Genomic DNA, 21,791 nt, shown 5'->3' on the forward strand with positions numbered 1-21,791 from the left:
CGACCTCTCTCCAAAAGAGAGGGGAGCCTGACGAATTCGTAGCGTGGACTCTGCGAGTCCGCGCCTGAGCGAACGACCTACCGCGCCCAACCATGCGCGGACTCGCAGAGTCCACGCTACAGTCCGTGCATTTCCGGTGCCCCCTCTTTTTTGGAGGGGGTCAGGGGGTGAGGTGGACGCCCGGCGGCGCGAACGATATCCTCTACTCTGCTCTGCATGAATGCCAGAATAATTACGACTCAAAAAGCCTTCCCCATATGACCAAACCTCTCCTCTTCCTCCTCACCTACCTCCTTCCCTTCCTCACCTTCGCCCAGCAAACCACCAGCGCCTTCGAGGGCCAGGTGACGGGCCAGCAGGGCGAGGGCATTCCCGGCGCCACGGTGGTGCTGACGCACGTGCCGACGGGCACCCGCAGCGGCACGCAGTCGGACGCCAGTGGGAAGTTTTTGCTCAACAACCTCAAGCCAGGCGGCCCCTATCAGGTGCAGGTGAGCTTCGTGGGCTACGCGCCGCAAACCCAGGAGGGCGTGTTTCTGAGCCTGGGAAAGGTGGCGCGCCAGACCTTCACGCTGCGCGAAGCCAGCACCGAGCTAGCCGGCGTGCAGGTGACGGCCAACAAGAGCGACCCCTTCACGACCGACAAAAACGGCCAGGCCTACCACCTGGGCCAGACGGCCATTCAGAACACGCCCACCGTGAACCGCAGCCTCGGCGACCTCACCAAGCTGATGCCGCAAGGCAACAAAAACTCCTTCGGCGGGGCCAATTACCGGTTCAACAACCTGAGCATCGACGGCATGGCCACCAACGACGTGCTGGGGTTTCAGGAGCCGGCCAGCGGGGCGGCGGGCACGGTGGCGGCCGGCACGCCGGGCGCGCTGGCGGGCACGCAGCCCATTTCGCTCGATGCCATTGATGAAATTTCGGTGGTGCTGTCGCCCTTCAACGTCACGCTGGGCAACTTCACGGGGGCCAACATCAACGCCGTGACCAAGGGCGGCACCAACCGGCTGGCGGGCAGCGTGTACAGCTACGGCCGCAACCAGCTTATCACGGGCAAGAGCGTGGACGGGCTGAAAACGCCCATCGAGAACTACTACGACATCCAGTCGGGCGCCAGCCTGGGCGGGCCGATTATCAAAAACAAGCTGTTTTTCTTCGGCAACTACGAGCTGCAGCGCCGCGAGGAGCCGGTGTCGTTCGCGCCCGGCCAGCCCGGCGCGGGCGTGCCGCTGGCGGTGGCCCAGCAGGTGAGCGACTTCCTGAAAACGCAGTACGGCTACGACCCGGGCACGTTTGGCGACGCGGCCATCAAGCGCAACAGCGACAAATTCCTGCTCCGCCTCGACTACAACCTCTCCGACCGGCACCGCCTCACGCTGCGCGACAACTACGTGACCGGCTTCGCCGACAACCTCGAACGCTCGCCCACGGTGCTCAACTACGGCAACCAGGGCTTCCGGCACAACAGCCGCACCAACAGCCTGGTGGCCGAGCTGAAAAGCACCTTCAGCAACCAGGTTTCCAATCAGCTGATTGTCGGTTTCAACACCGTGAACGAGAACCGCAGCTACGAAAACCGGCTGTTTCCGCACCTCGAAATCAACTACAACGCCTCCACCATCATCTACGCCGGCACCTACCGCGAGGCGGCTATCTACGGCTCCAGCCTGAGCACCACGCAGCTGACCGACAACCTGACGATTTTCAAGGACAAGCACACGCTCACCTTCGGCACCTCGAACGAGTTGAATAACATCGAATACCGCTTCCTGACGGCATTCAACGGGCGCTGGCAGTACTCGTCGGTGGATGCTTTCCTGGCCAGCCGGCCCAACCGCGTGCGCGGCGTGTACAACACCGAAAACAACGACGCGGCCTTCAACAAAAACGAACCCTCGGCCGACTACCGGGTGCTGCTGCTCAGCGCCTACGCCCAGGACGACTACCGCGTGACCAACCGCCTGAACGTGCAGCTGGGCCTGCGCCTCGACATGCAGCTGCACCCCGACAAGGTGCCCGTGAACGCGGCCGTGTTCAGGAATCCGGAGTTTGCCCAGTATCAGAACAAGTTCGGCGGCGTGCCGCAGTTTAATCCGCGCCTAAGCTTCAACTACCAGCTGAACGAGGCCGGCACGATGCAGGTGCGTGGCGGCTCGGGCCTGTTCACGGGCCGGATTCCGTTTGTGTGGTACGCCTACGCGCACTACATCTCCGGCAATCGCTACAACAACATCGACTACCGCCCCACCGGCGTGCTGCGCATTGCCGAGGACCTGTCGGCGCTGCAATCGGTGCAGCCCGGTATTGCCGAAATCAACCTGATTGACAACGACTTCAAGCTGCCGCGCGACTGGAAATCAACGCTGGCCTTTGATGTGAAGCTGCCGCATGATTTCACCTTCACGGCCGAGGGGCTGTACTCGAAAGTGGTGACGGGCATGCTGTTTCAGTCCATCAATTTCAAGGACGTCAAGTCGATCTTCGCCGGCGCCGACAACCGGCCCTACTTCACCAATACCGGCAACGCGGCCAAGATTGACCCCGCCTTCACCAACGTATTTGTGATGAGCAACACCAACCAGGGTTACAACTACAACGCCACGTTCACGCTCAATAAGCGCATCCAGAACCGCCTGGAGGCCACCGCCGGCTACAGCTACGGCCAGAGCAAGGACATCGTGAACGGCGTCCGCGTGTCGCCGGCCGCCAACTACGAGTGGAACCAGGCGCTGGTGGCCAACTCGCCGGCCCTGGCCTACAGCAACTTCGACCTGCGCCACAAGTTCATCGGCAACGTGTACTACAACCTGAACGTGAAGAAGGTGAACCTCGGCGCCAGCCTGGTGTACATTGCCCGCTCGGGCAGCCCGTTTTCCTTCGTGTACGAAGGCGACGTGAACCGCGACGGCTCGGCCAAAAACGACCTGCTGTTCGTGCCCCGCACCCGCGACGACATCGTGCTGGCCGACATCACGGGCGCCGCGCCCGTCTCGGCCGACCAGCAGTACGCCCAGCTCGACGCCTACATCGCCAACGACCCCTACCTGGCCGCCCGCCGCGGCAGCTACGCCGAGCGCAACGCCGCCCGCACCCCCTGGACGCAGCAGCTCGACCTGCGCCTCACCGCCAAGCTGCCCCTCACCCAGGCCGGCACCCAGCGCCTCGAAATCACCCTCGACGTGCTCAACCTCGGCAACCTGCTCAACAACGACTGGGGCCGCCAGTACTTCGTGCCCAACATCAACAACTCCGGTTACGCCCTGCTCGATTTCCTACGCATCGACAACAACCGGCCGGTCTATCAATTCAAAAACCCCACCAGCACGCCCTGGCAAACCGACCCCATCAGCTCGCGCTGGCAGGGCCAGGTGGGCCTGCGCTACTCGTTCAATTAGGGTCAAAAAGGGCTGTTAGCATAAAAACAGAACGTCATGCTGAGCGCAGCCGAAGCATCTCTACCGGGGAAGTAATTATTTACTCTCGTTATTTACTCTCGCGGTAGAGATGCTTCGGCTGCGCTCAGCATGACGTTCTTTTATTCGTCGCTTCCCGCGTTGCGCCGCTGCTTCTTCAGCTGCTGGCGCACCTCCTTCACCCGCTCATCAAAGCCGTCGGGGTCGTAGTTCACGGCGTCCACGTCGAGCTGTTCGAGCAGGTCCATCATGGCGTTGGAGTGGTCGGTACGGGTGCCGGCGGGCATGCTCACGAAGGTCATTTCCGACCACAGCAGGGCCAGCAGGCGCAGGCCGTCGTCGCTGCGCATCTGCATTTCGAGCACCAGGTTGGAGTTGTCGAAGTGGATGAGCTGGCTCAGGATGCGCACCCGCGCGCCCTGCCGCGCCGGCTTGAGGTAGCTGATGTGGTGCTTGGTGATGACCCAGCCGGCCTTTTGCTCGCGGGCAATTTCACCCATGTTGAGCTGGTAATGCTCGGTGGTGTGGTCCTCGCGGGCGTTGAGGAAGTAGTCGAAGTAGCGGGCGTTGTTGAGGTGGCCCAGCATGTCGCAGTCCTGGAAGTGGACGCGGTAGGTGGTTTCGGGCGTTTGGATGAGCTTGGGCATGGGGTGCGGGGGTTGTCTGGGGCAAAGGTCGGCAAGCAGAACGTGATGCAGAGGGTAGCGAAGCATCTTGTCCGCGCCGCCTGACGTCGGGACCTCACCCCCGGCCCCTCTCCAAAAGAGAGGAGAGCCTGACGAATTCGTAGCGTGGACTCTGCGAGTCCGCGCCTAGGCGAACGACCTACCGCGCCCAACTATGCGCGGACTCGCAGAGTCCACGCTACAATCCGTCCATTTCCAGTGCCCCCTATTTTTTGGAGAGGGGGTCAGGGGGTGAGGTTGGCGTGGAGGGCATGAAGCCGCGCCCTACCACCCTCAATATGCTCGGCACGCCTAACACTTTGCGGAAAATTGCCTATCTTTTACCACCCAAATTCCCGCCGCATGTTCTCGCTCACGCCCGCCCGCTCCCTCGTCCTCCAAGTCCTCGCCGACACCTTCATTCCCACCCTGCCCGATGGCAGCCCATCCGGCTCCCAGGGCGTGAACCTGGAGAAGCTGGAAGCCGCTATCCGGGAGCAGCCTGAGGGTGCGCAGAACGAGTTCGGCCAGCTCCTGGATTTGCTGGAGAAACCGCTGCTGGGTTTGACGTGGTTTGGCCCGCTGAAGCCCTTCCGCAAGCTCGACGCGGCGCACCGCGAGCAGCTGCTGCAAAGCTGGGCCGCCAGCAACGTGCCGCAGCTGCGCAAGGGTTTTCAGGCGCTGCGCAAGCTGTGCACGCTGCTGTACTACGGCGGCAGCATGGCCGAGGTGCCGGCCGCCTGGGGCTTCCTGGGCTACCCCGGACCTGATGAAAAGCCCGTGGATTCGCCCAAGCCCATCCGTACGCTCAAGCCTACTGCGGCTACGAATTATGATTGCGACGTGCTGGTAATCGGCAGCGGCGCGGGCGGCGGCGTGGTGGCTGGCGAGTTGGCCGAGGCCGGGTTTGATGTGCTGGTGCTCGAAAAAGGCCCCTACTGCCACGGCTGCGACTTCACCCAGCGCGAAGTGGATATGCTGGGTACGCTCTACGACGCCAAGGGCACGCTCTGCACCCAGGATGGCAGCATCGGCATCCTGGCTGGCGCTTGCCTGGGCGGCGGGACTACCGTGAACTGGGCCGGCGCCTTCCGCACCCCCGATTATGTGCTGCAGGAATGGGCCCGCGAGCATGCCGCGCCCCACTTCACCACCCTCGAATTCAAGGAAAGCCTCAATGCCGTGGCCCGCACCATCGGCGTGAACACCAACTACACCCGCCACAACGGCCAGAACCAGGCCCTTTGGGATGGCTCGACCAAGCTGGGCCAGGAAGTGAAGCTGATTCCGCGCAACGAAAAGGGCCTGACCGACTCCGATAGCCACTTCCGCAGCCTGGGCTATACCACGCTGGGCGACGCCCACGGCATCAAGCAGGGCACGCTGAACACCTATCTGCTCACCGCTTTCGAGCACGGCGCCCGCATTCTGGCCGATACCAAAGTGGCTAAAGTCACCATCAGCCAGAGCCGCGCCACCGGCGCGGAGGCCCTGCACACCACGGCGGACGGCCGCCAAATCCAGATTATCGTGCGTGCGAAGCGCGTGGTGGTGGCCGGCGGGGCCATCCAGACGCCCGCGCTGCTGCTGCGCTCCGGCCTGAAGCACCCGCACCTGGGCCGCCACTTGCACCTGCACCCCACGGTGGTGGTGGGCGCCCGCTACCCGCAGGCTATGAACTCCTGGCACGGCCCCAGCATGAGCGTGGTCAACGACAATTACACCCAGCTGCACGGCACCAACTTCGGCGCCAAGCTCGAAACGCCCCCCACCCACCCCGGCCTGCTGAGCATGGTACTGCCCTGGCGCTCAGGCCGCCAGCACCACGAGCTGCTGCGCGACGCCAGCCACCTGGGCTCGTTCATCGTCCTGACCCGCGACCGCGACGGCGGCCGGGTGAGCATCGACAAAAACGGCTCCCCGCTGATTGACTACACGCTGTCCGATTTTGACCGCGCCAACATGCTGGAGGGCGTGCGCGCCGCTGCCCAAATCCACATTGCCGCCGGGGCTGAGAAAGTGTACCTGCCCCACAACACGCTGCCCACTTTGGAGACGAAAGACGGCGCGCTTCAAAACCCCGAAGTGCTCGACCAGCTGCCGCACCTAAGCTGGAAGCCCAATCAGTTCGGCCTCTACAGCGCCCACCAGATGAGCACCTGCCGCATGGGCGGCGACGCCGCCACCCACCCCCTCAAGCTCAACGGCGAAACCGTAGAGGTGCAGAACCTCTTCGTGGCCGACGGCTCGGCCTTCCCCGCCTGCAGCGGCGTCAACCCCATGCTCACCATCATGGCCCTGGCCCACTTCACGGCACAGGGAATGAAAGCCGCCGAGCATCCCTCCCGCCGCCCGCTACCTTTGGCCTCGACTTTGGGCCACCATGCTGCGACTACTACCTGAGAATTTCCGCGCCTCGCGCCGGCTGATTACAACCTTATTTTTTGGCGGCCTGTTGCTGCTCGGCTTGCTGCTCACCAGCAGCTACGGCATGGGCTGGGACGAGCCAACCGACCGCGAGGGCGGTTACATCAGCCTGCGCTACGTGGCCCAGCGCCTGGCCCCGGGCCTGCTCCGCACCGAACACCTGGCCCACCTGCCCGAGCTGCGCACCTACCGCGAGGCCGACCACGGCGTGGCTTTCACGATGCCCTTGGCGGCGCTGGAAGAAATTTTCTACCCACACGACCTGCCGGGCGCCTACTGGATGCGACACTTGCTGGTATTCGCCACGTTTGTGGCGGGCGCGTGGGCCCTGTTCCGGCTGGGCGCCGAGCGGTTTGGCAGCTGGCGCTGGGGCTTGGCGGGTGCGGCGGCGCTGGTGCTTTCGCCCCGCATTTTCGCTGAAGCTTTTTACAACCATAAGGACTTGGTATTCATGAACCTGTTCGTGCTGGGCGGATTCACGCTTACACAGCTGCTGCGCCGGCCTACGACGGGTCGGGCCGTGCTGCACGCGTTGGTGATGGCCCTGGCCACCGATGTGCGGATTATGGGCCTGCTGCTGCCGGTGCTCACGGTGGCTTTTGTGGCGCTGGAAACATGGGCGCGGCCCCTGCGCCGGGCGGCCCTGCTGCGGACGCTGGGGCTGTGCGGGGCGGCCACTATGGCGTTGGTGGTGCTGTTTTGGCCCTATTTGTGGGAGGCGCCAATAGCGCGTTTGTGGGAGTGCTTCGGAAATTTCCGCTACTTCCGCCAAACCATGCGGGTATTTTACCTGGGCCAGCTACGCTCGTGCCGGGAGTTGCCGTGGCATTACCTGCCGGTGTGGCTGCTCATTACAACGCCCGTGGCCTATTCGGTGCTGTTTGTGGCCGGCGCCACCGGGGTGCTGCGCGAATTAGTACGGCAGCCGCTGGCGCTGCTGCGCCGCACGGCCGGCCGGCGCGACCTGCTTTTTGGGGCCTGGTGCGTGGGGCCACTGGTGCTCATTGTGGCCATGAACTCGGTGGTGTACGACGGCTGGCGGCACGTTTATTTCATCTACCCGGCCTTTCTGCTGCTGGCGGTGCGGGGCCTGCGGGCGGGCGTGCAGGCTTGGCGGGCGGCCCCGGCGGCCTCAGCGCACCGGCGGCTGGGCACGGCGGCGGGTGCGCTGCTGGCCCTGGGCGTGGCCCACACCGCCTACCGGCAGGTACTCGACCATCCGCATCAGTACGTGTATTTCAGCTTCCTGCCCGGCCCGGTGGCGGCCCGGCTGTTCGAGCGCGACTACTGGGGCATCTCGGCCCGGCAGGGCCTGAGCTGGGTGCTAACTCACGATGCCAGCGCCACCGTGGCCGTCAGCGACACGCTCACGCAGCGCGATGTGCTGCACAACAACGCCCTGCTGCTGCCCACGGCGGCCAGCGCCCGGCTGCGCTTCGTGCCCCACGCGCAGGCCCGGTATTTTCTGGGCATCTACCGCTGGCACCCCTGGCCCTATGAGGCCCGGTTTGGCAAGCCCGTGCATCATATTCAAGTCGATGGCATGCCAATTCTGACGGTGTTTCGGCAAGAAGCTAATTAGCTGATGACATGCTATGTTTGGGTTGATGAAACGCCCGGCCCTGCCCTATCTGCTGTTGCTGCCGCTGCTGGCGGTGCTCTTGTTTGGCAATTGTGGCGGTGGCGTACGCGGAATGCTGAACAGCATGAGCATTGCGCGCCGCGCCGAGCTTCGGGCCAGTGTAGTGCGCCGGGAGCAATGCCGAACCCTGGCGGCGAAACAACTGCACGGCCGGGCCCGCCAGCAAGCTTATCAACAGATTGAAATAGTAGCCAACAACAAAGCCGACTCCGTGCTCCGCCGCCATGAGCTTGACAAGTTCAATAAGCGCCGCAACAAAACCGAACGCCAGTTGCTGCTCAATTACAACCCCGATGGCTCGCCACGCGCCTTTGGCAAAGCCAGCCCGCAAAGGCCCACGCTGGGCCCAAACTAGCTGTTTGGCGGAACAAGTCCGTATAAGCTTCCTGCTGGCTAAAACCAGTGATTCCTTATGCGCGCTTCCCGTCTTTCCCTGCTGCTGTCCCTGAGCCTGACCGCCGCCAGCTGTTCTATTTTCCATCGCGACAAGCCCGCGCCGGTGGTCGAAACCGTGCGCACCGCCGACTCGCCCGCGCCGCCCACCGCCGCCCGCGACCTGGCCGACGTGATGGGCACCGAGCTCAAGCTCACCCCCGACCAAACCAGCCGCATCCGCATCATCCTCAACGGCACACTCAGCGAGTCGAACGCCGCCAAGGAAAAATTCGCCCCCAAATCGCCGCAGCTGCTGGCCGAGCTCAAGCGCATCAACACCAAGTCGCAACGCGAGCTAAGCGCCGTAGTGGGCCCCGCCAAGTTCAAACAGCTGCAAACCCGGGCCACCCAGCAGAAAATAGCCGCTGAGATGCAGCAGCGACAGAAATAACGTGTAACTAATAGCGGCGTCGGTACGCTTCCTGAGTGTCCCATAAGCCCTCGTAGCGGCCCAGGCGGCGCGTTTGCTGGGCGGTGGCGGGCACTAGTTGAAAGGAAGTCAGGCGGCCGTTTTCGCGGTGGTAGCGCACGGTGGCCGGGTCCAGGGCCAGCAGGCGCAGGGTGTCGGTGCCGAAGGTTTGCCAGCGTAAGTCCTTGCCCTCGATTTCGAGGCGCTGCACGCACCATTTATCCCCGCTGTCGTTGGGCGTGTTGAGGTAGTAGCGGCCTTGAAACCGACGCAGTACCCCCGGGCCCGAGCCCGCAAGCGTGAAAACGGTATCGGTCCACAGCCAGCTGTCGCGCACCGAGTCGCGGCCCAGCAGGTGCACGTAGTGCAGGTGCCCGCCTTGCTCGTACGTGGTATCGGCCCGCAAATGGTGGCCCAGGAGCGAATCAACTTCCCGGCGGCGGCCCAGCCCCTGCTGCAGCTCCTGCCGCCACACCGCCGTGCGGCCGATGCACAACGACTTGCCCGAATCGGCGGCGGTGTACACGCCTTGATGCCGGGCCGGAAAAGCCGCCATATCAGCCGCTTCCGCCGGAAATGGCTGTGCGAAGCGCACTTCGAGGCCGTCGTCGCAGGCGGTCAGCAACAGGCCGGCGGCCCCCAGGCCCCAGCCGCGCAAGCGTTGTGTGGTTGTCATGGGCTTTCATGCTGCTTTAGCCCAGAAAGTAACCCCTTGACACGCATAGAGGCACTGGTCATGCTGAGCTTGTCGAAGCATCTCTACCGGGTAAGCAATCCATCTACTATTGCGGTAGAGATGCTTCGACAAGCTCAGCATGACGTTCGGGCATGGCGTTCCCTACAAACTGTGTGCGCCCAACCGCTACAAATACTTCACCAGCAGCCCAATCAGCTTCTGCACCCGGCCCGTGTATGGCGGGTACATGGCCTTGATGCCGGTGAAGCCTACGCGCTGCCGCAGCACACCCTTCTCGTTGCTGAAGGCCAGGAAGCCGGAGTGTCCGTGCGCCTTACCGAGGCCCGAGTTGCCCACGCCGCCGGTGGGCAGCTCGGGGTGGGCGAAGTGCAGCACCGTTTCGTTCACGCCCGCGCCGCCGGCCGACACGTTTTCGAGCAGGTAGCGACGGTTGTCGGCGCTGCGGCTGAACACGTACTGGGCCAGCGGCTTAAGGCGGGCGTTGATGTAGGCCGTCATTTCGGGCAGGGTCTTGAAGGTGAGCACGGGCAGCAGCGGGCCGAAAATCTCCTCTTCCAGCACGCGGGCGCCGGCTGGCACGTTGGTCAGGAGGGTGGGCTCGATGTAGTTCTGCAGAGCATCGACGGTGCCGCCGGCAGCCACGGTGGCGCCACGGGTCTGGGCGTCTTCGAGCAGGCCGGCGAGGCGGGCGAAGTGGTGCTGGTTCACGATGCGAGCCAGCGACTCAGAGCGCTCGATGCCGGCCCCGGCGGGGTTGTAGGCCCGCTGAATGGCGGCCGTGAGCTCGGTGAGCAAGGCGGGCTGTACGCTTTCCTGCACCAGTAAGTAATCGGGGGCCACACAGGTCTGGCCGTTGTTGAGGAACTTGCCCCACACGATTTTCTCGGCCGCGTCGCGCAGGTTGGCGGTTTCGTCCACCACGGCGGGGTTTTTGCCGCCCAGCTCCAGCGTGAGGCCGCAGAGGTGCTCAGCAGCGGCGCGCATCACAATCTTGCCCACCTCGGGGCTGCCGGTGAAGAAAATATGGTCCCAGGGCAGCTTCAGCAGCTCGGTAGCGGTTTCCTTGTCTCCCTGTAGCAGCAGCACCTCGTCGGGCCGGAACAGGTCTTCGCACAGCTTCTGAAGCAGCGCCGAGGTAGCGGGCGTCTGCTCGGCCGGCTTTATCACCACGGCATTGCCGGCGGCAATGGCCGAAATCAGCGGGCCCACGGCCAGGTAGAACGGGTAGTTCCAGGGCGCGATGATGAGCACCACGCCCTTGGGCTCGACCTGCACCCAGGCGCGGGTGCCCAGCAAGGCCAGGGGCGCGGCCACCCGGCGCGGCGCCATCCACTTTTTCAGGTGGCTCATCGTGTGCTTGAGCTCAACCAGCGAAGTCCAGATTTCCGTCAAATCCGTTTCGGCGGCGGGCTTGCGGAAGTCGGCCAGCAGAGCCTGTTGAATGTCGGCGCGGTGCGCGTGCAGCCAGTTGCTGAGCTTTTGCAGGCGGGCGCGGCGCGCAGCCACGTCTTCCTGGCGCAGGGCCGGCGTGCGCTGGCGCAAGGCCTCAAACGCGGCCCCGTAGCGGTTGGCGGCAATGGCCGTGGCGGGCGAAACAAGGCCTTCGAGGGGCGCGGCAGCGGTTTCGGGCATGAGGTGGGATAAGCTGAGAGGAGCAGATAATACGCGCAGCAGACCGGCGCCGGTCAGGGCTCGCAGAAAGATACGCGGCTTGCCTAAAATATCCGGTGCCGCCATCCGTCAGCGCAAGCCGGTGCCCCGGCGGTTAGCCCAACGTGACGCCGGTGTTACCTTTGTGGTCCGTTATGCGAGCCACAGCTTGCCCGTTTTCCCATTTGGTGCCCCCTCGCCCCACCCCTGCCGCGAGGCCGCACCGCGTTATTTAGCTATTCCTCTTTTCGTGAACTCTTATTACCCTTGCCGCGCCCTGCGGCTGTTCGTTGCGCTGTTTTTTAGTTTGAGTTTTGCCGCCAGTAGCTCCGCTCACACCGCTAATTTCACTTCTACTGCCTCGGATTCTACCGGCCTCGCCGCCGATTCGTTGGCAATTCCAACAGCTTCCGACACCATCCAAGCGCGGCCCGCTTCCGCCAAAACCGCTCCTGCCGATTCGCTGGTCCACATCCATCCGCGCGGCGCCGATGGCCGCATCAGCGACTACACCGTGGCGCCCGGCGTGACGTGGCACTACGAAAACACTAAGCCCTTCCGCTGGCTCCTGCACATCCCGCGCGACCTGGGCCAGGCGCCCGGCTACATCTTCCGCAAGGAAAACAAGGAGACGTTCATCGGCCTGGCCACGGCCTCTGTAGCGCTGTGGGTGGCCGACCAGGCCATCATCGACTGGAGCCAGGACTTTGGCAAGTTCATCGGCCTGAAGGCGGCCAGCACCCAGAAAACCCTGGTCTACATTCCTTTCCGCGTGGGCTCGGCCAACCTGCCCTTCGAGTTTAACGTGCCCGACAACCTCAACAGCACGTTCTACTTCCTCGGCGACGGCTGGACGCACCTCACCGTGGCCAGCAGCTTCTGGATTTACGGCGGCATCAAGAAAGACAACCGCGCCCTGCAAACCTCCAGCCAGCTCGGCGAGGCCATTCTCACCACCGGCCTCGTCGTCCAGACGCTCAAGCGCCTCACCGGCCGCCAGAGCCCCTACGTGGCCACTCAGGACCGCGGCGAGTGGCACCTGTTCCCCTCGTACAGCCGCTACCAGAGCTTCGTGCCCAACTACGACGCCTTCCCCACCGGCCACCTGGCCACGGCCATGGCCACGGTCACGGTCATCGCCGACAACTACCCCGAGTACCGTTTCATCCGCCCCGTGGGTTACTCGCTGATGGGCCTGCTGGGCTATTCCATGCTCAACAACGGCGTGCACTGGGCCTCCGACTACCCCATTGGCATCGCCCTGGGCTACGCCTTCGCCAAAATTGCCGTGCGCAACGGCCGCACCCGCGTCGAGGCCACCTCCACTGGCGCGGCGGCCAACGGCACCGGCATGGCCCCGCCGCGCAAGCCCCGGCCGTGGTTCCGGCAGGGCCGTTTTTCGCCCTACACCTACGGCCCCTTCACCGGCGCCTCGTGGTCGCTGCACTGGTAGAATATAACCCAATAAAAAAGCCCGCTCCTGACCAGGAGCGGGCTTTTTTGCTTTAGCGAAGGCTTATTTAAACAAGCCCTTTTTCACGGTGCGGTTGCCGTTTTCGTCGATTTTAATCTTCGTGCCGTCGGCACGCTTGATTTTCACCGAACCGTCGTCGTCGCGCTTGATTTTGGCGCCGTTTTCATATTTCACTTTGTGGTCGCCGTCGTTTTCGCGCTCCATTTTCTTCACGCCCGAGCCCTGGCCCACGCTGCCGCTGCCGGTGCGGCGGGTGGTCGTAGTGGTCGTCGTCACGGCCACGGGGGCCAGCGAGTAGGGGCCGTCACCGTAGTTGGCGCGGTTCGAGGAATAGGTATTGTAGTAATCGGGGCTGTTGAGGTCGGTCCGGATTTGCTCGTCGGCCAGGTCATTGGCTTGGCGGATGGCGGCGTTGCGGCCGGTGGTATCGTTGGCGTACTGGGTTTCGAGCTCGTTCAGACGGCGGCCGCGGGTGTAGTAGGTGCGCTCGATGCGCGTCGTCACGGTCGGGTCGGTCAGCTTGAGGTCTTCGGCCACGCGGGCAGCCATGCGGCGGGCGTCGTCGTGCAGGGCCACGGTGTCCACGGTGGTGGTGGTGGTCGTGGTGGCCGTAGTGGTGGTTTCGGGGGTGGTCGTGGTGGTGGTTTCCACCTTTTTATCTTGTTGGCAAGAGGCGGTGGCCAGCGAGGCGGCGGCCAGCAGGCCGAGCAGTTTCGTGTTCATGGGATGCGGTTGAGAAATTGTAAACGACCATGTAGCCATTTTTAGGGGCTGATACGGTAGCGCTTGGGGCGGGGTTATTCCTGCAAAGGACGAGCACCCCGAAATTTCATTTCGGCCCGGGCGAACGACTCGTTTCGGCGGGCCGAAATGAAATTTCGGGGCACTTGTGCCAATCGGCGCGGTGAGGCTAGGCGTTCACCACCGAGCCGCCGTTGGGGTGCAGGGTCTGGCCCGAGAAATAGGAGGCATCCTCCGACGCCAGAAACACATATGCCGGCGCCACTTCCGATGGCTGGCCGGCGCGGCCCATGGGCACGTCGTGCCCAAACAGCGGCAGTTTCAGCAAGCCCACACCCGTGATAAACGGCGTCCAGATGGGCCCCGGCGCCACCGAATTCACCCGAATGCCTTTCTTGATGAGCTGCAGCGACAGTGCCCGCGTAAAGGCCGTGATGGCTCCCTTGGTGGACGTGTAGTCGAGCAGCATCTCGTTGCCCTTGAAGCCGTTCACCGAAGCGGTGTTGATGATGGAGTCGCCTTCGGTAAGGTGCTTGAGCGCGGCCCGCGAGATGCGGAACATGGCAATGATGTTCAGATTGAAGATGCTGTCCAGCTCCTCATCTTTGATATCCTCTAGCGAGTCGTGCCAGTTTTGCTCGGCGGCGTTGTTCACCAGAATGTTGAGTCCTCCCAACTCGGCCACGGTGCGGTCCACGATTTCCTGGCAGAAAGCGGGCGATTTCAGGTCGCCGGGCAGCAGCAGGCAGCGGCGGCCGCGGGCCTGCACCAGCTCCTGCACCTTTTCGGCGTCCTGCTGCTCGGTGGGGAAGTAGCAAATGGCCACGTCGGCGCCTTCGACGGCGAAGTGCACGGCCACGGCGCGCCCGATACCGGAGTCGCCGCCCGTGATGAGGGCTACTTTGCCCTTCAGCTTGTCGGCGCCCTTGTAGCCTTCGCGGAGGTATTCGGGTTCGGGGGTCATCTTGTATTCGAGGCCGGGTTTGCCGGCGCCCGCGTCCTGGCTTTGGGGCGGGAAAATGGTGGGTTTATCAGACATCAGCGAAATGCGCGAACGCAGGGGTTGTGGTTAGGAATACCTCGCTAACGGGCGTAAGCCGCCCGGGTTATAAGCAGTGATTTTGCTAACCCTCTGCCCTAAAGCCCGTAATCTTATGACTGTCCCGGCAGGCGGGTGGTGGTTAGAATGCATGCCAGCAGCTTCTCAACGCGGTCAACGCGGGCCCATCCGGCCAACCATCGCGCAGTTGGGTGGGGCTCCTCAAAAGCCTATATGTTTTTCATTGTTAAATACTTATGAAATACATTCCTAACTGCTGCGCCGTGGCCGGCTTGCTGCTGGCCGCGCCCGCCGCCCGGGCCCAATCCGTGGAGGTGATAATGGACAATTTCACGAGCAGCGCCCTCAATACCAGCCTCACCAACATCAACAATGCCGCCGTGATGGCCTCCGCCAACGGCAAAGGCGGCAAGGCTTCCACGTCGGCCAGCGCCACCCGCCTCTCCTACACGCCCACCCTCGATGCCCGCCGCAAGGCCGTGGACGCGCAGGCCCGGCGCCTCAAAGCCAGCAACCCGACCCTGGCGGCCAAGCTGCCCGCCGCGTTTGGCCCCGGCGGCGAGGCCGATTACGCGCCGCTCTACGCGAAGGCCATCCAGGGTTCGGGGCTGCGGGAAAACGACGTGGCCGATGCCTTCGCGGCCTACCTAGTGAGCACCTACCGGGTGGCCCACGGCGAGGTGCCGGGCGGCGCCTTGCTGCCGCCCCGGCTGGCGGGCGCCGTGCGGACGCAGTATGCCCCGGCGGCGGCCCGCGCCCTGAACGGCCGCCCGGCCAGCACCACGGCCGAGCTGGGCGAGTTTTTGAAGCTGCAAACGGCGCTGATATACGTGGGCGCACAGGGCCAGCCGGCCAGCCTCCCGGCGTTCCGGCAGGGCGTGGCGGCCCAGCTCAAGAAGCTGTTCAAAGTTGACGTAAACGCGCTGACCCTGACCGAAAACGGCTTCGTGAAGCGCGGGGCTGGCAATAGCGCGGCCAGTGCCAAAGCACCGGCCGCAACGCCTGGCACGACAGCTCCGGTCACAACTTCGACGGCACCAGCCGCCGCTACGGGCACGGGCGCGGCGGCCGGAGCGCAATGGTTTTTCCGCTCCGTGGGCGACGCCTACGGCGGCATCACCTTCGAGCCGGTGGCGTTGCTGGCCAACGGGCAATACTGCGACGTGGGCGAGGCGCCCTTGGAAACCCTCAGCCCCGCCGCCGACCGGGCCAGGCGCCCCGCCGCCTGGGGCACCTGGCGCAAAAGCGGCAGCAGCGTGGTCCTCACCAACTACAAAAACCAATCGAACGATTACACGCTGGGCACGGGCAGCTGGTTTCCGGCCTATGCGGCGGGCGCTGTGCCGCTCAAGCGGACCTACAAAAACAGCAGCGGCGGCAGCGTGGGCGGCGCCACGTCGCTGGTCATTTCCAAGCTCACCTTTGTCGACGGCAGCCATTTCAGCGAGGGCGCCGACGGTGGCGTGGTTACCGCCAACGCCGCGGGCGGCAGCCGCCGCAGCGCCGACGGTACCTACCGCCTGCAGGGCCACACCCTCACCCTCACGTATGCCGACGGCCGCACCGTGCGCAAGTCGTTCGCCATCGGCGCGGCGGGCACGCCGGCCCGGCCGTCGAATGAGCTGATTTTTATCGGCGGCGACGCTTATACCGACGAATAAGGGTTGAGCGACGTAGGGGCGGGGTCGTACCCGGTAGGGCTTGCCCCGCCCGGTCGTTGAACGGAATCGGTGATGCGCCGCTAGCGTCCGGGCATACCTTTGCACCTTCCGATACGCTCGTTGCTTTAGCTGCTGCGTTTCTTTTCCCACTTCCCGCCGCCCGTTATGCCGTCCAGTTCCGCCACCCGCCTCAACAAATTCATCAGCGAAAGCGGCCTGTGCTCGCGCCGCGAGGCCGACCGCTACATCGAGCAGGGCATGGTGTTGCTCAACGGCAAGCCCGCCAAGGTGGGCGACCAAGTGGGCCCGCGCGACCGGGTGAGCGTGAACGGCCACAAGCTAGAGCCCAAGCAGGCCGAAGACGCGGTGTACCTGGCTTTTAACAAGCCGGTGGGTGTGACGAGCACCTCGGAGCCGGGCGTGCGCGGCAACATCGTGGACTACGTGAACCACGCCGCCCGCGTCTTCCCCATCGGACGCTTAGACAAGGACTCGTCGGGCCTGATTTTTCTGACCAGCGACGGCGACATCGTGAACAAGATTCTGCGGGCCGGCAACCAGCACGAAAAGGAATATGTGGTGACGGTGGACCGCATTCTCACCGACCGCATGCTCGACGAAATGGCCAACGGCATCCCCATGCTGGGCACCGTCACCAAAAAGTGCCTCATCCAAAAGGAAACGCCCTACATTTTCCGCATCACGCTGGTGCAGGGGCTCAACCGCCAGATTCGGCGCATGGTGGAGCATTTCGGCTACGAAGTGGTGAAGCTGGAGCGCGTCCGCATCATGAACGTGACCGTGAAAGGCCTGCCCGTAGGCGACTGGCGCGAGCTGACGCCCGAGGAGTTGGCCGGCATCATGAAAATGGTGGCAAAATCGAGCGGCACCGAAGAAGCTTCCGGCGGCCGCAGCCGCAAGGCCCCGGCCCGCAGAACCATCACAGATTCGGCCGATACCCCGGCCGGCCAGCCCGGCAAACCCAAGCCGCGCAAGCCGGGCCCGCCGTCCATGTTCAACCCCTCGGGCACCGGCTGGTGGGGCCCGCGCCCCGAAAAAGACCCCGCCACCGGCAAAATCACGCCCGGCAGCAAGCGCCCCGCCAAGGCCGGCCCCAGCGGCTCAGCCCGTCCCAAGAGTTCGGCCCCATCGCCCCAGCGGCCCAAAAGCGCCGGCCCCGGCGGCCCCGCCCGACCAAAAAGCGGCAGCCTCGGCAGCCGCCCGGCGGCCGGCAGCAAAGGCAGCGCCCGCAAAGGCTCCAACCGTCCCCGTTAGCAGTTGTAGGGGCAGGGTCGTACCCGGTAGGGCCTGCCCTTACTTCATTTTCTGTAGCACGTCCAGCGCAGCCTGCAAAACGGAGTCGGTTTTGGCAGCCGACTGTGGGCCGGTTTTCGTCAAATCCACGAACACGGGCGGCTGGTAGGCTTCGCGGGGCTGGCCGTTGACGTGGTAAAGACGTTCGACGGGAAAGCTGAACCCGATGCCGGAATGCGGCATTTTGTAGGAATAAATGGCGCCTCGGAGCCGGGCCATTTCGGTGCCGACCACGGTAGCGCGATGCAGGGCGTCGAAGCCGATGGTCAGGCCCTCGCCCATGCTGCCCGTCCAGCGGCCCACCAACACTACCAGCGGCTTGGTATAGCGCGGGCCACGCGGGGACACCAGCTCCAGCCAGCGGCGCGGGATGCGGGTTTCATCTTCCTCGTTGGGCAGTTCGTGGCGCTGGTAGGGCATTTCCTTCTCGATGAAGCGCCCCATGATGGCGCGGGCCACGGTGGTATTGCCGCCGCTGGGCGTTTCGCGCAGGTCGAGGATGAGGCTTTCGGTACCTTTGAGCGCCGTCAGGGTACTGTCGAATTTGGCGATGAGGCGATTGTCGCCCAGACTGTTGTTGATTTTGATGTAGCCAATAGTGCCTTTATTGCCCAAGCGTTTCACTTCCAGTAAGTCCTTGTAAAGTGAGGTTTCGAGCAGCGGCGCGGGTACGTCGGGCTGGGCGGTGAAGGTGCGGGTGCCCAGGCGCACGGTCCACACGCGCGGCGCGATGTGGTCGCCGGCCAGCAGCTGGCCCAGGGCAAAATCGCGGGCGGCGGGGTCGGGTTGGCGCAGGGTCTGGGCCAGCCAGGGGCGCAGGGCTTCGGCCATGGGCACCCCGTTCACTGCCTCGATGACGGCGCCGGTCTGCACGCCCACTTTCGCGGCTCCGTAGCTGGCCCTCACTTGCTGCACCACGGCTTGGCCGTTCACGAAGGTGGCCCACACGTCGGTGCCGGTAGGCACGAGGCGGCGCGAGTCGAGCCGGTTGGTGTTCAGGCTGGCGTGGTTGTCGTAGAGTTCGGCCAGGGCGTTTTCGAGCAGCCGCACGAAGGCGCGGCGGCTGCGCACAGTATCGGCTTGGGCCCGGTAGATGGCGCGCACCCGCGGCCAGTCGGTTTGCTTGTGGTTGAAGTAGCCGTAGTTATCCCGGACGGTTTCCCAGAAAAAATCGAAATCCTCCAGGTACTGCTGGTGGGTGAGCGGCGGCGTTTGGGCGGCCAGCCCGGCGGCCATCAGCAGCATCAGCACCCCTAGCCCAAACCGAAACCGCCAACGCTTCATGCGGCAAAGAAACGCGCCTGGTCCCCATATTGCGCGGGCATCCCGGAATTTAACCCGGCTGTTTTGCCGTTAGCTTCCGAATGAAATACTTGCTTCTGCTCCTTTGCCTGTGGCTGCCGGCTGCGGCCGCGACGGCCCCGACCCTTGCGCCGCTCCAGATTGCCGAGCAGTTTGTGGCGCCCACGGGCTGGGCCGAGATGAAGGACTACCTCTGCTGCGAGGCCGCCGGCCAGGCCAAGCGCGAAACTTTGGGCCAGCAGATTCCGCCGCAGCTGCAGCGCACCTGCCAGCTGGTGGCGCAGGGCGACAGCACCGCCGTGGTGGCCGTGGAACTGCGGGGCCCCGCCGAGCACCGCGACTTCTACCTCCACTTCGCCAAAGAAGGCGACGCCTGGAAGCTGCAGGCCATCCGCAACCTGGCCATGACGCACCTCGGGCCGCCCATGGTGGAGCTGCTCTCGAACCTGCCGCCCGCCGAAGTGGCCGACTACGACCGCAAGCACCCCGACGCCAGCCACGCCTTCACCGTGGGCAACCTGCGCCTGTGGACCGCCGCCGACGCCGACATTGCCGCCCACTTCCGGAAAAACCGGGCCGATTTCCGCAAGATGCTGCGCCTGGTGCAGGCCGGCAACTATTTCACCACCGACAGCGCGGCCGTCGGCGAAAAAGCTGCCAATGCCAACCCCGCCGTGCACGCCCTGCTCCGCAAGCTGTTTCTGAGCCGCGTGACGCGCCGCGAAACCGGCTGCGCGAGTTGCCTGGAGTTTGTCATCGGCGGCAAGGTGAACAGCACGGTGGGCCTGCTCTACCAGGCCGACCGCGCCCAGCTACCGGCCATGACGCCCGAACGCCTCATCGTGCTCAAGCCGCTGGGCGACGGCTGGTATCTGTACAAAACTACCTGAGCACGTTGGTTCAGCTTATTGATTATAAGCAATTAGCAGCACAACATCAGCTTCTGGCGGCTGGTGTGCATTTGCCTGCTATTTTCGCTCCATGAAACCCTGTGTGCTGGTGGCCGCCGCGGCCCTGCTGCTGAGTAGCTGCGCTCCCCGAATAATTACCCAGCTGAACGGGCCGGCCGTGGCCGCCCTGGCGCCCGATGCCCCGGTACTGGTGCTGGATGTGGACGAGTACAGCCCCAACGGGTGCGCGCTGGTAGCCAATGTGTTCGTGGGCGAGTCGGGCACGACGCTGAACTGCGGCTTGGACCGCATGATGAGCGAGGCCCTGCGCCAGGCCCGCCAGGCCGGGGGCAACGTGCTCAAGCTAACCGAGCTGCGGCCTCCGAGCATGGCCAGCACCTGCTATCAGATTACGGGCGAAGTGTTTTACGCCCCGGACCTGGCCGCCGTGCAAGCCGACATCAGCCGCCAGCGGGCGGCCGATGAGAAGCCCCGGCTGCCGGCGGGTACGCCCTACGCCTTGCTTTACGTGTACCGGCCCACCAGCCTGGGGGCCACGGCCCTGACCTACGACGTGCGCCTGAACGACTCCGTGGTGTATCAGGCCCGCTTCGGCAGCCGGTCCATCATCCGGCTCACCAAGCCGGGCGCGGTCACCTTATGGACCGAAAACGGCGGCAAACCCCTCACGCTGGAAGTGGAGCCGGGCAAAGAGTATTACTTGCGGTGCGGCCTTCAGGGGTCAACATTCAAGCCCCGGCCCTGGCTCAGCTTTGTGAGCACCCGGCAGGGCCGCCAGGAATACGACGGCGTCGATTAACCCGCGCCCGCCGGGCAGGCCGGGCTGCCACCGGCTTTGCCTGCCGGCGGCCGGCGCCAGGGCTGGTACCTTTGTCGCCAACGCTACCGGCCCATGAAACAACCACCCGCCCCGCCCGCTCCCGAAAAGGAGCAGCTGCACCCGCGCAACCCGCACCGCGCGCCCTACGATTTCCCGCAGCTGAGCACAATCAGCCCAGAACTGAAGGCTTTCGTGCAAACCAATAAATTCGGCAACCTGTCGATTGATTTTGCCGACCCGGCCGCCGTGAAAGCCCTCAACCGGGCCCTGCTGAAGCAATTCTACGGCATCGAACACTGGGACATTCCGCGCGGCTACCTGTGCCCGCCCATCCCCGGCCGGGCCGATTACGTGCACTATCTGGCCGATTTGTTGGCCGAGAGCAACGGCGGCGCCCTGCCGCCCGGCGAAGATATCACCGTGCTCGACGTGGGCGTGGGGGCCAACTGCATCTACCCCATCATCGGCCGGCGCGCATACGGCTGGCACTTCGTGGGCTCCGACGTGGACGGCGTAGCCGTGCGCGCCGCCCAGCAGATTGAGGCCGCCAACCCCAGCCTGGCCGGCGCCATCGAGGCCCGCCTGCAGCCGGCCCGCACCCGCATTTTCGACGGCCTCATTCAGGCCGGCGAGGTGTTCGATATGACGATGTGCAACCCGCCCTTTCACGCCTCGGCGGCCGAGGCGGCGGCCGGCACCCAGCGCAAAACTGCCGCCCTGGGCACCCGGCGCGGCCCGCGCCCCACGCTCAACTTCGGCGGTCAGAACAACGAGTTGTGGTGCGAGGGTGGCGAGGCCGGCTTCATCCGGCGCATGGTGCAGGAGAGCGGGCGGCGGCCTACTTCGGCCTACTGGTACACCTCGCTGGTGTCGAAAAAAGAAACGCTGCCCGGCGTGTACCGCGCCCTGCAAACGGCCGGCGCCACCGACGTGCGCACCATCGAAATGGCACAGGGCCAGAAGAAAAGCCGCCTCGTGGCCTGGACTTTCCTCAAGCCGCAGCAGCGGGAAGCCTGGCGAAAAACGCGCTGGAGCGAGGCCCGCGACTAAGCCCCGCGGAAAGGCTCCGAATATTGCGTATCTTCGTGATAATCCACTCCGCAGCGGGGCCGCCTTTCCCCCACCAAGCCCCGCCGCACCAACGAATCAGCAACAAAACAAATA

Annotated in this window: 17 protein-coding genes; 11 read left to right on the plus strand and 6 right to left on the minus strand. The window is 64.5% G+C overall.

Features of this window, described 5'->3' with window-relative positions; translation table 11 throughout:
* Nucleotides 1–257: 257 nt before the first annotated feature.
* Nucleotides 258–3,401 (plus strand): TonB-dependent receptor, encoded by a 3,144-nt coding sequence (locus tag Q5H92_RS00740; RefSeq protein ID WP_305009539.1) that lies wholly within the window; start codon nt 258–260, stop codon nt 3,399–3,401.
* Nucleotides 3,402–3,541: 140 nt separating this feature from the next.
* On the opposite strand, the gene Q5H92_RS00745 is transcribed toward Q5H92_RS00740, so the two are convergent.
* Entirely contained in the window at nt 3,542–4,066 is a 525-nt protein-coding gene (locus Q5H92_RS00745; protein ID WP_305009540.1) for an acyl-CoA thioesterase, read from the minus strand.
* 381 nt (nt 4,067–4,447) lie between these two features.
* Between Q5H92_RS00745 and Q5H92_RS00750 the strand changes: the two genes are divergently transcribed.
* The 4 genes from Q5H92_RS00750 to Q5H92_RS00765 are packed head-to-tail and all read left to right on the plus strand — an operon-like array spanning nt 4,448 to nt 8,979.
* Nucleotides 4,448–6,487, plus strand: a complete 2,040-nt coding sequence (locus Q5H92_RS00750) for an FAD-dependent oxidoreductase (protein ID WP_305009541.1) — start codon at nt 4,448–4,450, stop codon at nt 6,485–6,487.
* Complete coding sequence (locus tag Q5H92_RS00755) at nt 6,468–8,093, plus strand: hypothetical protein (protein WP_305009542.1); 1,626 nt, start codon at nt 6,468–6,470, stop codon at nt 8,091–8,093. The genes Q5H92_RS00750 and Q5H92_RS00755 overlap by 20 nt, the downstream gene beginning before the upstream one ends.
* 25 nt (nt 8,094–8,118) lie before the next feature.
* Nucleotides 8,119–8,508 (plus strand): hypothetical protein, encoded by a 390-nt coding sequence (locus Q5H92_RS00760; RefSeq protein ID WP_305009543.1) that lies wholly within the window; start codon nt 8,119–8,121, stop codon nt 8,506–8,508.
* 57 nt (nt 8,509–8,565) lie between these two features.
* Nucleotides 8,566–8,979, plus strand: a complete 414-nt coding sequence (locus Q5H92_RS00765) for a hypothetical protein (protein ID WP_305009544.1) — start codon at nt 8,566–8,568, stop codon at nt 8,977–8,979.
* Between the two features lie 7 nt (nt 8,980–8,986).
* Here Q5H92_RS00765 and Q5H92_RS00770 read toward each other — a convergent pair whose 3' ends face one another.
* Nucleotides 8,987–9,673 carry a hypothetical protein gene (locus tag Q5H92_RS00770; protein ID WP_305009545.1) on the minus strand — a complete coding sequence of 229 codons (687 nt, stop codon included), beginning with the start codon at nt 9,671–9,673 and terminating at the stop codon, nt 8,987–8,989.
* Nucleotides 9,674–9,859: 186 nt separating this feature from the next.
* Nucleotides 9,860–11,326: an aldehyde dehydrogenase family protein gene (locus tag Q5H92_RS00775; RefSeq protein WP_305009546.1), complete on the minus strand. Its 1,467-nt coding sequence runs from the start codon at nt 11,324–11,326 to the stop codon at nt 9,860–9,862.
* A 268-nt stretch (nt 11,327–11,594) separates the two neighbouring features.
* On the opposite strand from Q5H92_RS00775, the gene Q5H92_RS00780 reads away from it, so the two are divergent.
* Complete coding sequence (locus tag Q5H92_RS00780) at nt 11,595–12,797, plus strand: phosphatase PAP2 family protein (protein WP_305009547.1); 1,203 nt, start codon at nt 11,595–11,597, stop codon at nt 12,795–12,797.
* 63 nt (nt 12,798–12,860) lie between these two features.
* On the opposite strand, the gene Q5H92_RS00785 is transcribed toward Q5H92_RS00780, so the two are convergent.
* Both Q5H92_RS00785 and Q5H92_RS00790 read right to left on the minus strand, forming a co-directional pair.
* Nucleotides 12,861–13,541 carry a carbohydrate-binding protein gene (locus Q5H92_RS00785; RefSeq protein ID WP_305009548.1) on the minus strand — a complete coding sequence of 227 codons (681 nt, stop codon included), beginning with the start codon at nt 13,539–13,541 and terminating at the stop codon, nt 12,861–12,863.
* A 187-nt stretch (nt 13,542–13,728) separates the two neighbouring features.
* Nucleotides 13,729–14,598 (minus strand): SDR family oxidoreductase, encoded by an 870-nt coding sequence (locus Q5H92_RS00790; protein ID WP_305009550.1) that lies wholly within the window; start codon nt 14,596–14,598, stop codon nt 13,729–13,731.
* Between the two features lie 257 nt (nt 14,599–14,855).
* Between Q5H92_RS00790 and Q5H92_RS00795 the strand changes: the two genes are divergently transcribed.
* A complete protein-coding gene (locus tag Q5H92_RS00795; RefSeq protein WP_305009551.1) occupies nt 14,856–16,280 on the plus strand; it encodes a hypothetical protein in 1,425 nt (474 codons plus the stop codon).
* 165 nt (nt 16,281–16,445) lie between these two features.
* The gene (rluF, locus tag Q5H92_RS00800) at nt 16,446–17,555 is read left to right on the plus strand and encodes a 23S rRNA pseudouridine(2604) synthase RluF (RefSeq protein ID WP_305009552.1); all 1,110 of its coding nucleotides are present in this window, start codon (nt 16,446–16,448) and stop codon (nt 17,553–17,555) included.
* A gap of 39 nt (nt 17,556–17,594) precedes the next feature.
* Here rluF and Q5H92_RS00805 read toward each other — a convergent pair whose 3' ends face one another.
* Nucleotides 17,595–18,878, minus strand: coding sequence for a S41 family peptidase (locus tag Q5H92_RS00805; RefSeq protein ID WP_305009553.1), 1,284 nt, complete (start codon nt 18,876–18,878; stop codon nt 17,595–17,597).
* A gap of 80 nt (nt 18,879–18,958) precedes the next feature.
* Here Q5H92_RS00805 and Q5H92_RS00810 point away from each other — a divergent pair, with 80 nt between their 5' ends.
* The 3 genes from Q5H92_RS00810 to rlmF all read left to right on the plus strand — a co-directional run bounded on the left by Q5H92_RS00810 (nt 18,959) and on the right by rlmF (nt 21,677).
* On the plus strand, nt 18,959–19,786 hold the full coding sequence (locus Q5H92_RS00810; protein ID WP_305009554.1) for a hypothetical protein: 828 nt from the start codon (nt 18,959–18,961) through the stop codon (nt 19,784–19,786).
* Between the two features lie 91 nt (nt 19,787–19,877).
* On the plus strand, nt 19,878–20,606 hold the full coding sequence (locus Q5H92_RS00815; RefSeq protein WP_305009555.1) for a hypothetical protein: 729 nt from the start codon (nt 19,878–19,880) through the stop codon (nt 20,604–20,606).
* 93 nt (nt 20,607–20,699) lie between these two features.
* Nucleotides 20,700–21,677, plus strand: coding sequence for a 23S rRNA (adenine(1618)-N(6))-methyltransferase RlmF (gene rlmF, locus Q5H92_RS00820; protein ID WP_305009556.1), 978 nt, complete (start codon nt 20,700–20,702; stop codon nt 21,675–21,677).
* Nucleotides 21,678–21,791 lie beyond the last annotated feature (114 nt).

Origin of the sequence: Hymenobacter mellowenesis (genome assembly GCF_030581005.1) — a bacterium.
GTDB lineage: Bacteria > Bacteroidota > Bacteroidia > Cytophagales > Hymenobacteraceae > Hymenobacter > Hymenobacter mellowenesis.

Coding starts and splice junctions, on each gene's coding strand:
- Q5H92_RS00790 (WP_305009550.1), bottom strand. CDS start 14,598: ATGTCTGATAAACCCACCATTTTCCCGCCCCAAAGCCAGGACGCGGGC.
- Q5H92_RS00775 (WP_305009546.1), bottom strand. CDS start 11,326: ATGCCCGAAACCGCTGCCGCGCCCCTCGAAGGCCTTGTTTCGCCCGCC.
- Q5H92_RS00815 (WP_305009555.1), top strand. CDS start 19,878: ATGAAACCCTGTGTGCTGGTGGCCGCCGCGGCCCTGCTGCTGAGTAGC.
- Q5H92_RS00750 (WP_305009541.1), top strand. CDS start 4,448: ATGTTCTCGCTCACGCCCGCCCGCTCCCTCGTCCTCCAAGTCCTCGCC.
- rlmF (WP_305009556.1), top strand. CDS start 20,700: ATGAAACAACCACCCGCCCCGCCCGCTCCCGAAAAGGAGCAGCTGCAC.
- Q5H92_RS00795 (WP_305009551.1), top strand. CDS start 14,856: ATGAAATACATTCCTAACTGCTGCGCCGTGGCCGGCTTGCTGCTGGCC.
- Q5H92_RS00805 (WP_305009553.1), bottom strand. CDS start 18,878: ATGAAGCGTTGGCGGTTTCGGTTTGGGCTAGGGGTGCTGATGCTGCTG.
- Q5H92_RS00810 (WP_305009554.1), top strand. CDS start 18,959: ATGAAATACTTGCTTCTGCTCCTTTGCCTGTGGCTGCCGGCTGCGGCC.
- Q5H92_RS00765 (WP_305009544.1), top strand. CDS start 8,566: ATGCGCGCTTCCCGTCTTTCCCTGCTGCTGTCCCTGAGCCTGACCGCC.
- Q5H92_RS00740 (WP_305009539.1), top strand. CDS start 258: ATGACCAAACCTCTCCTCTTCCTCCTCACCTACCTCCTTCCCTTCCTC.
- Q5H92_RS00785 (WP_305009548.1), bottom strand. CDS start 13,541: ATGAACACGAAACTGCTCGGCCTGCTGGCCGCCGCCTCGCTGGCCACC.
- Q5H92_RS00770 (WP_305009545.1), bottom strand. CDS start 9,673: ATGACAACCACACAACGCTTGCGCGGCTGGGGCCTGGGGGCCGCCGGC.
- rluF (WP_305009552.1), top strand. CDS start 16,446: ATGCCGTCCAGTTCCGCCACCCGCCTCAACAAATTCATCAGCGAAAGC.
- Q5H92_RS00745 (WP_305009540.1), bottom strand. CDS start 4,066: ATGCCCAAGCTCATCCAAACGCCCGAAACCACCTACCGCGTCCACTTC.
- Q5H92_RS00760 (WP_305009543.1), top strand. CDS start 8,119: ATGAAACGCCCGGCCCTGCCCTATCTGCTGTTGCTGCCGCTGCTGGCG.
- Q5H92_RS00755 (WP_305009542.1), top strand. CDS start 6,468: ATGCTGCGACTACTACCTGAGAATTTCCGCGCCTCGCGCCGGCTGATT.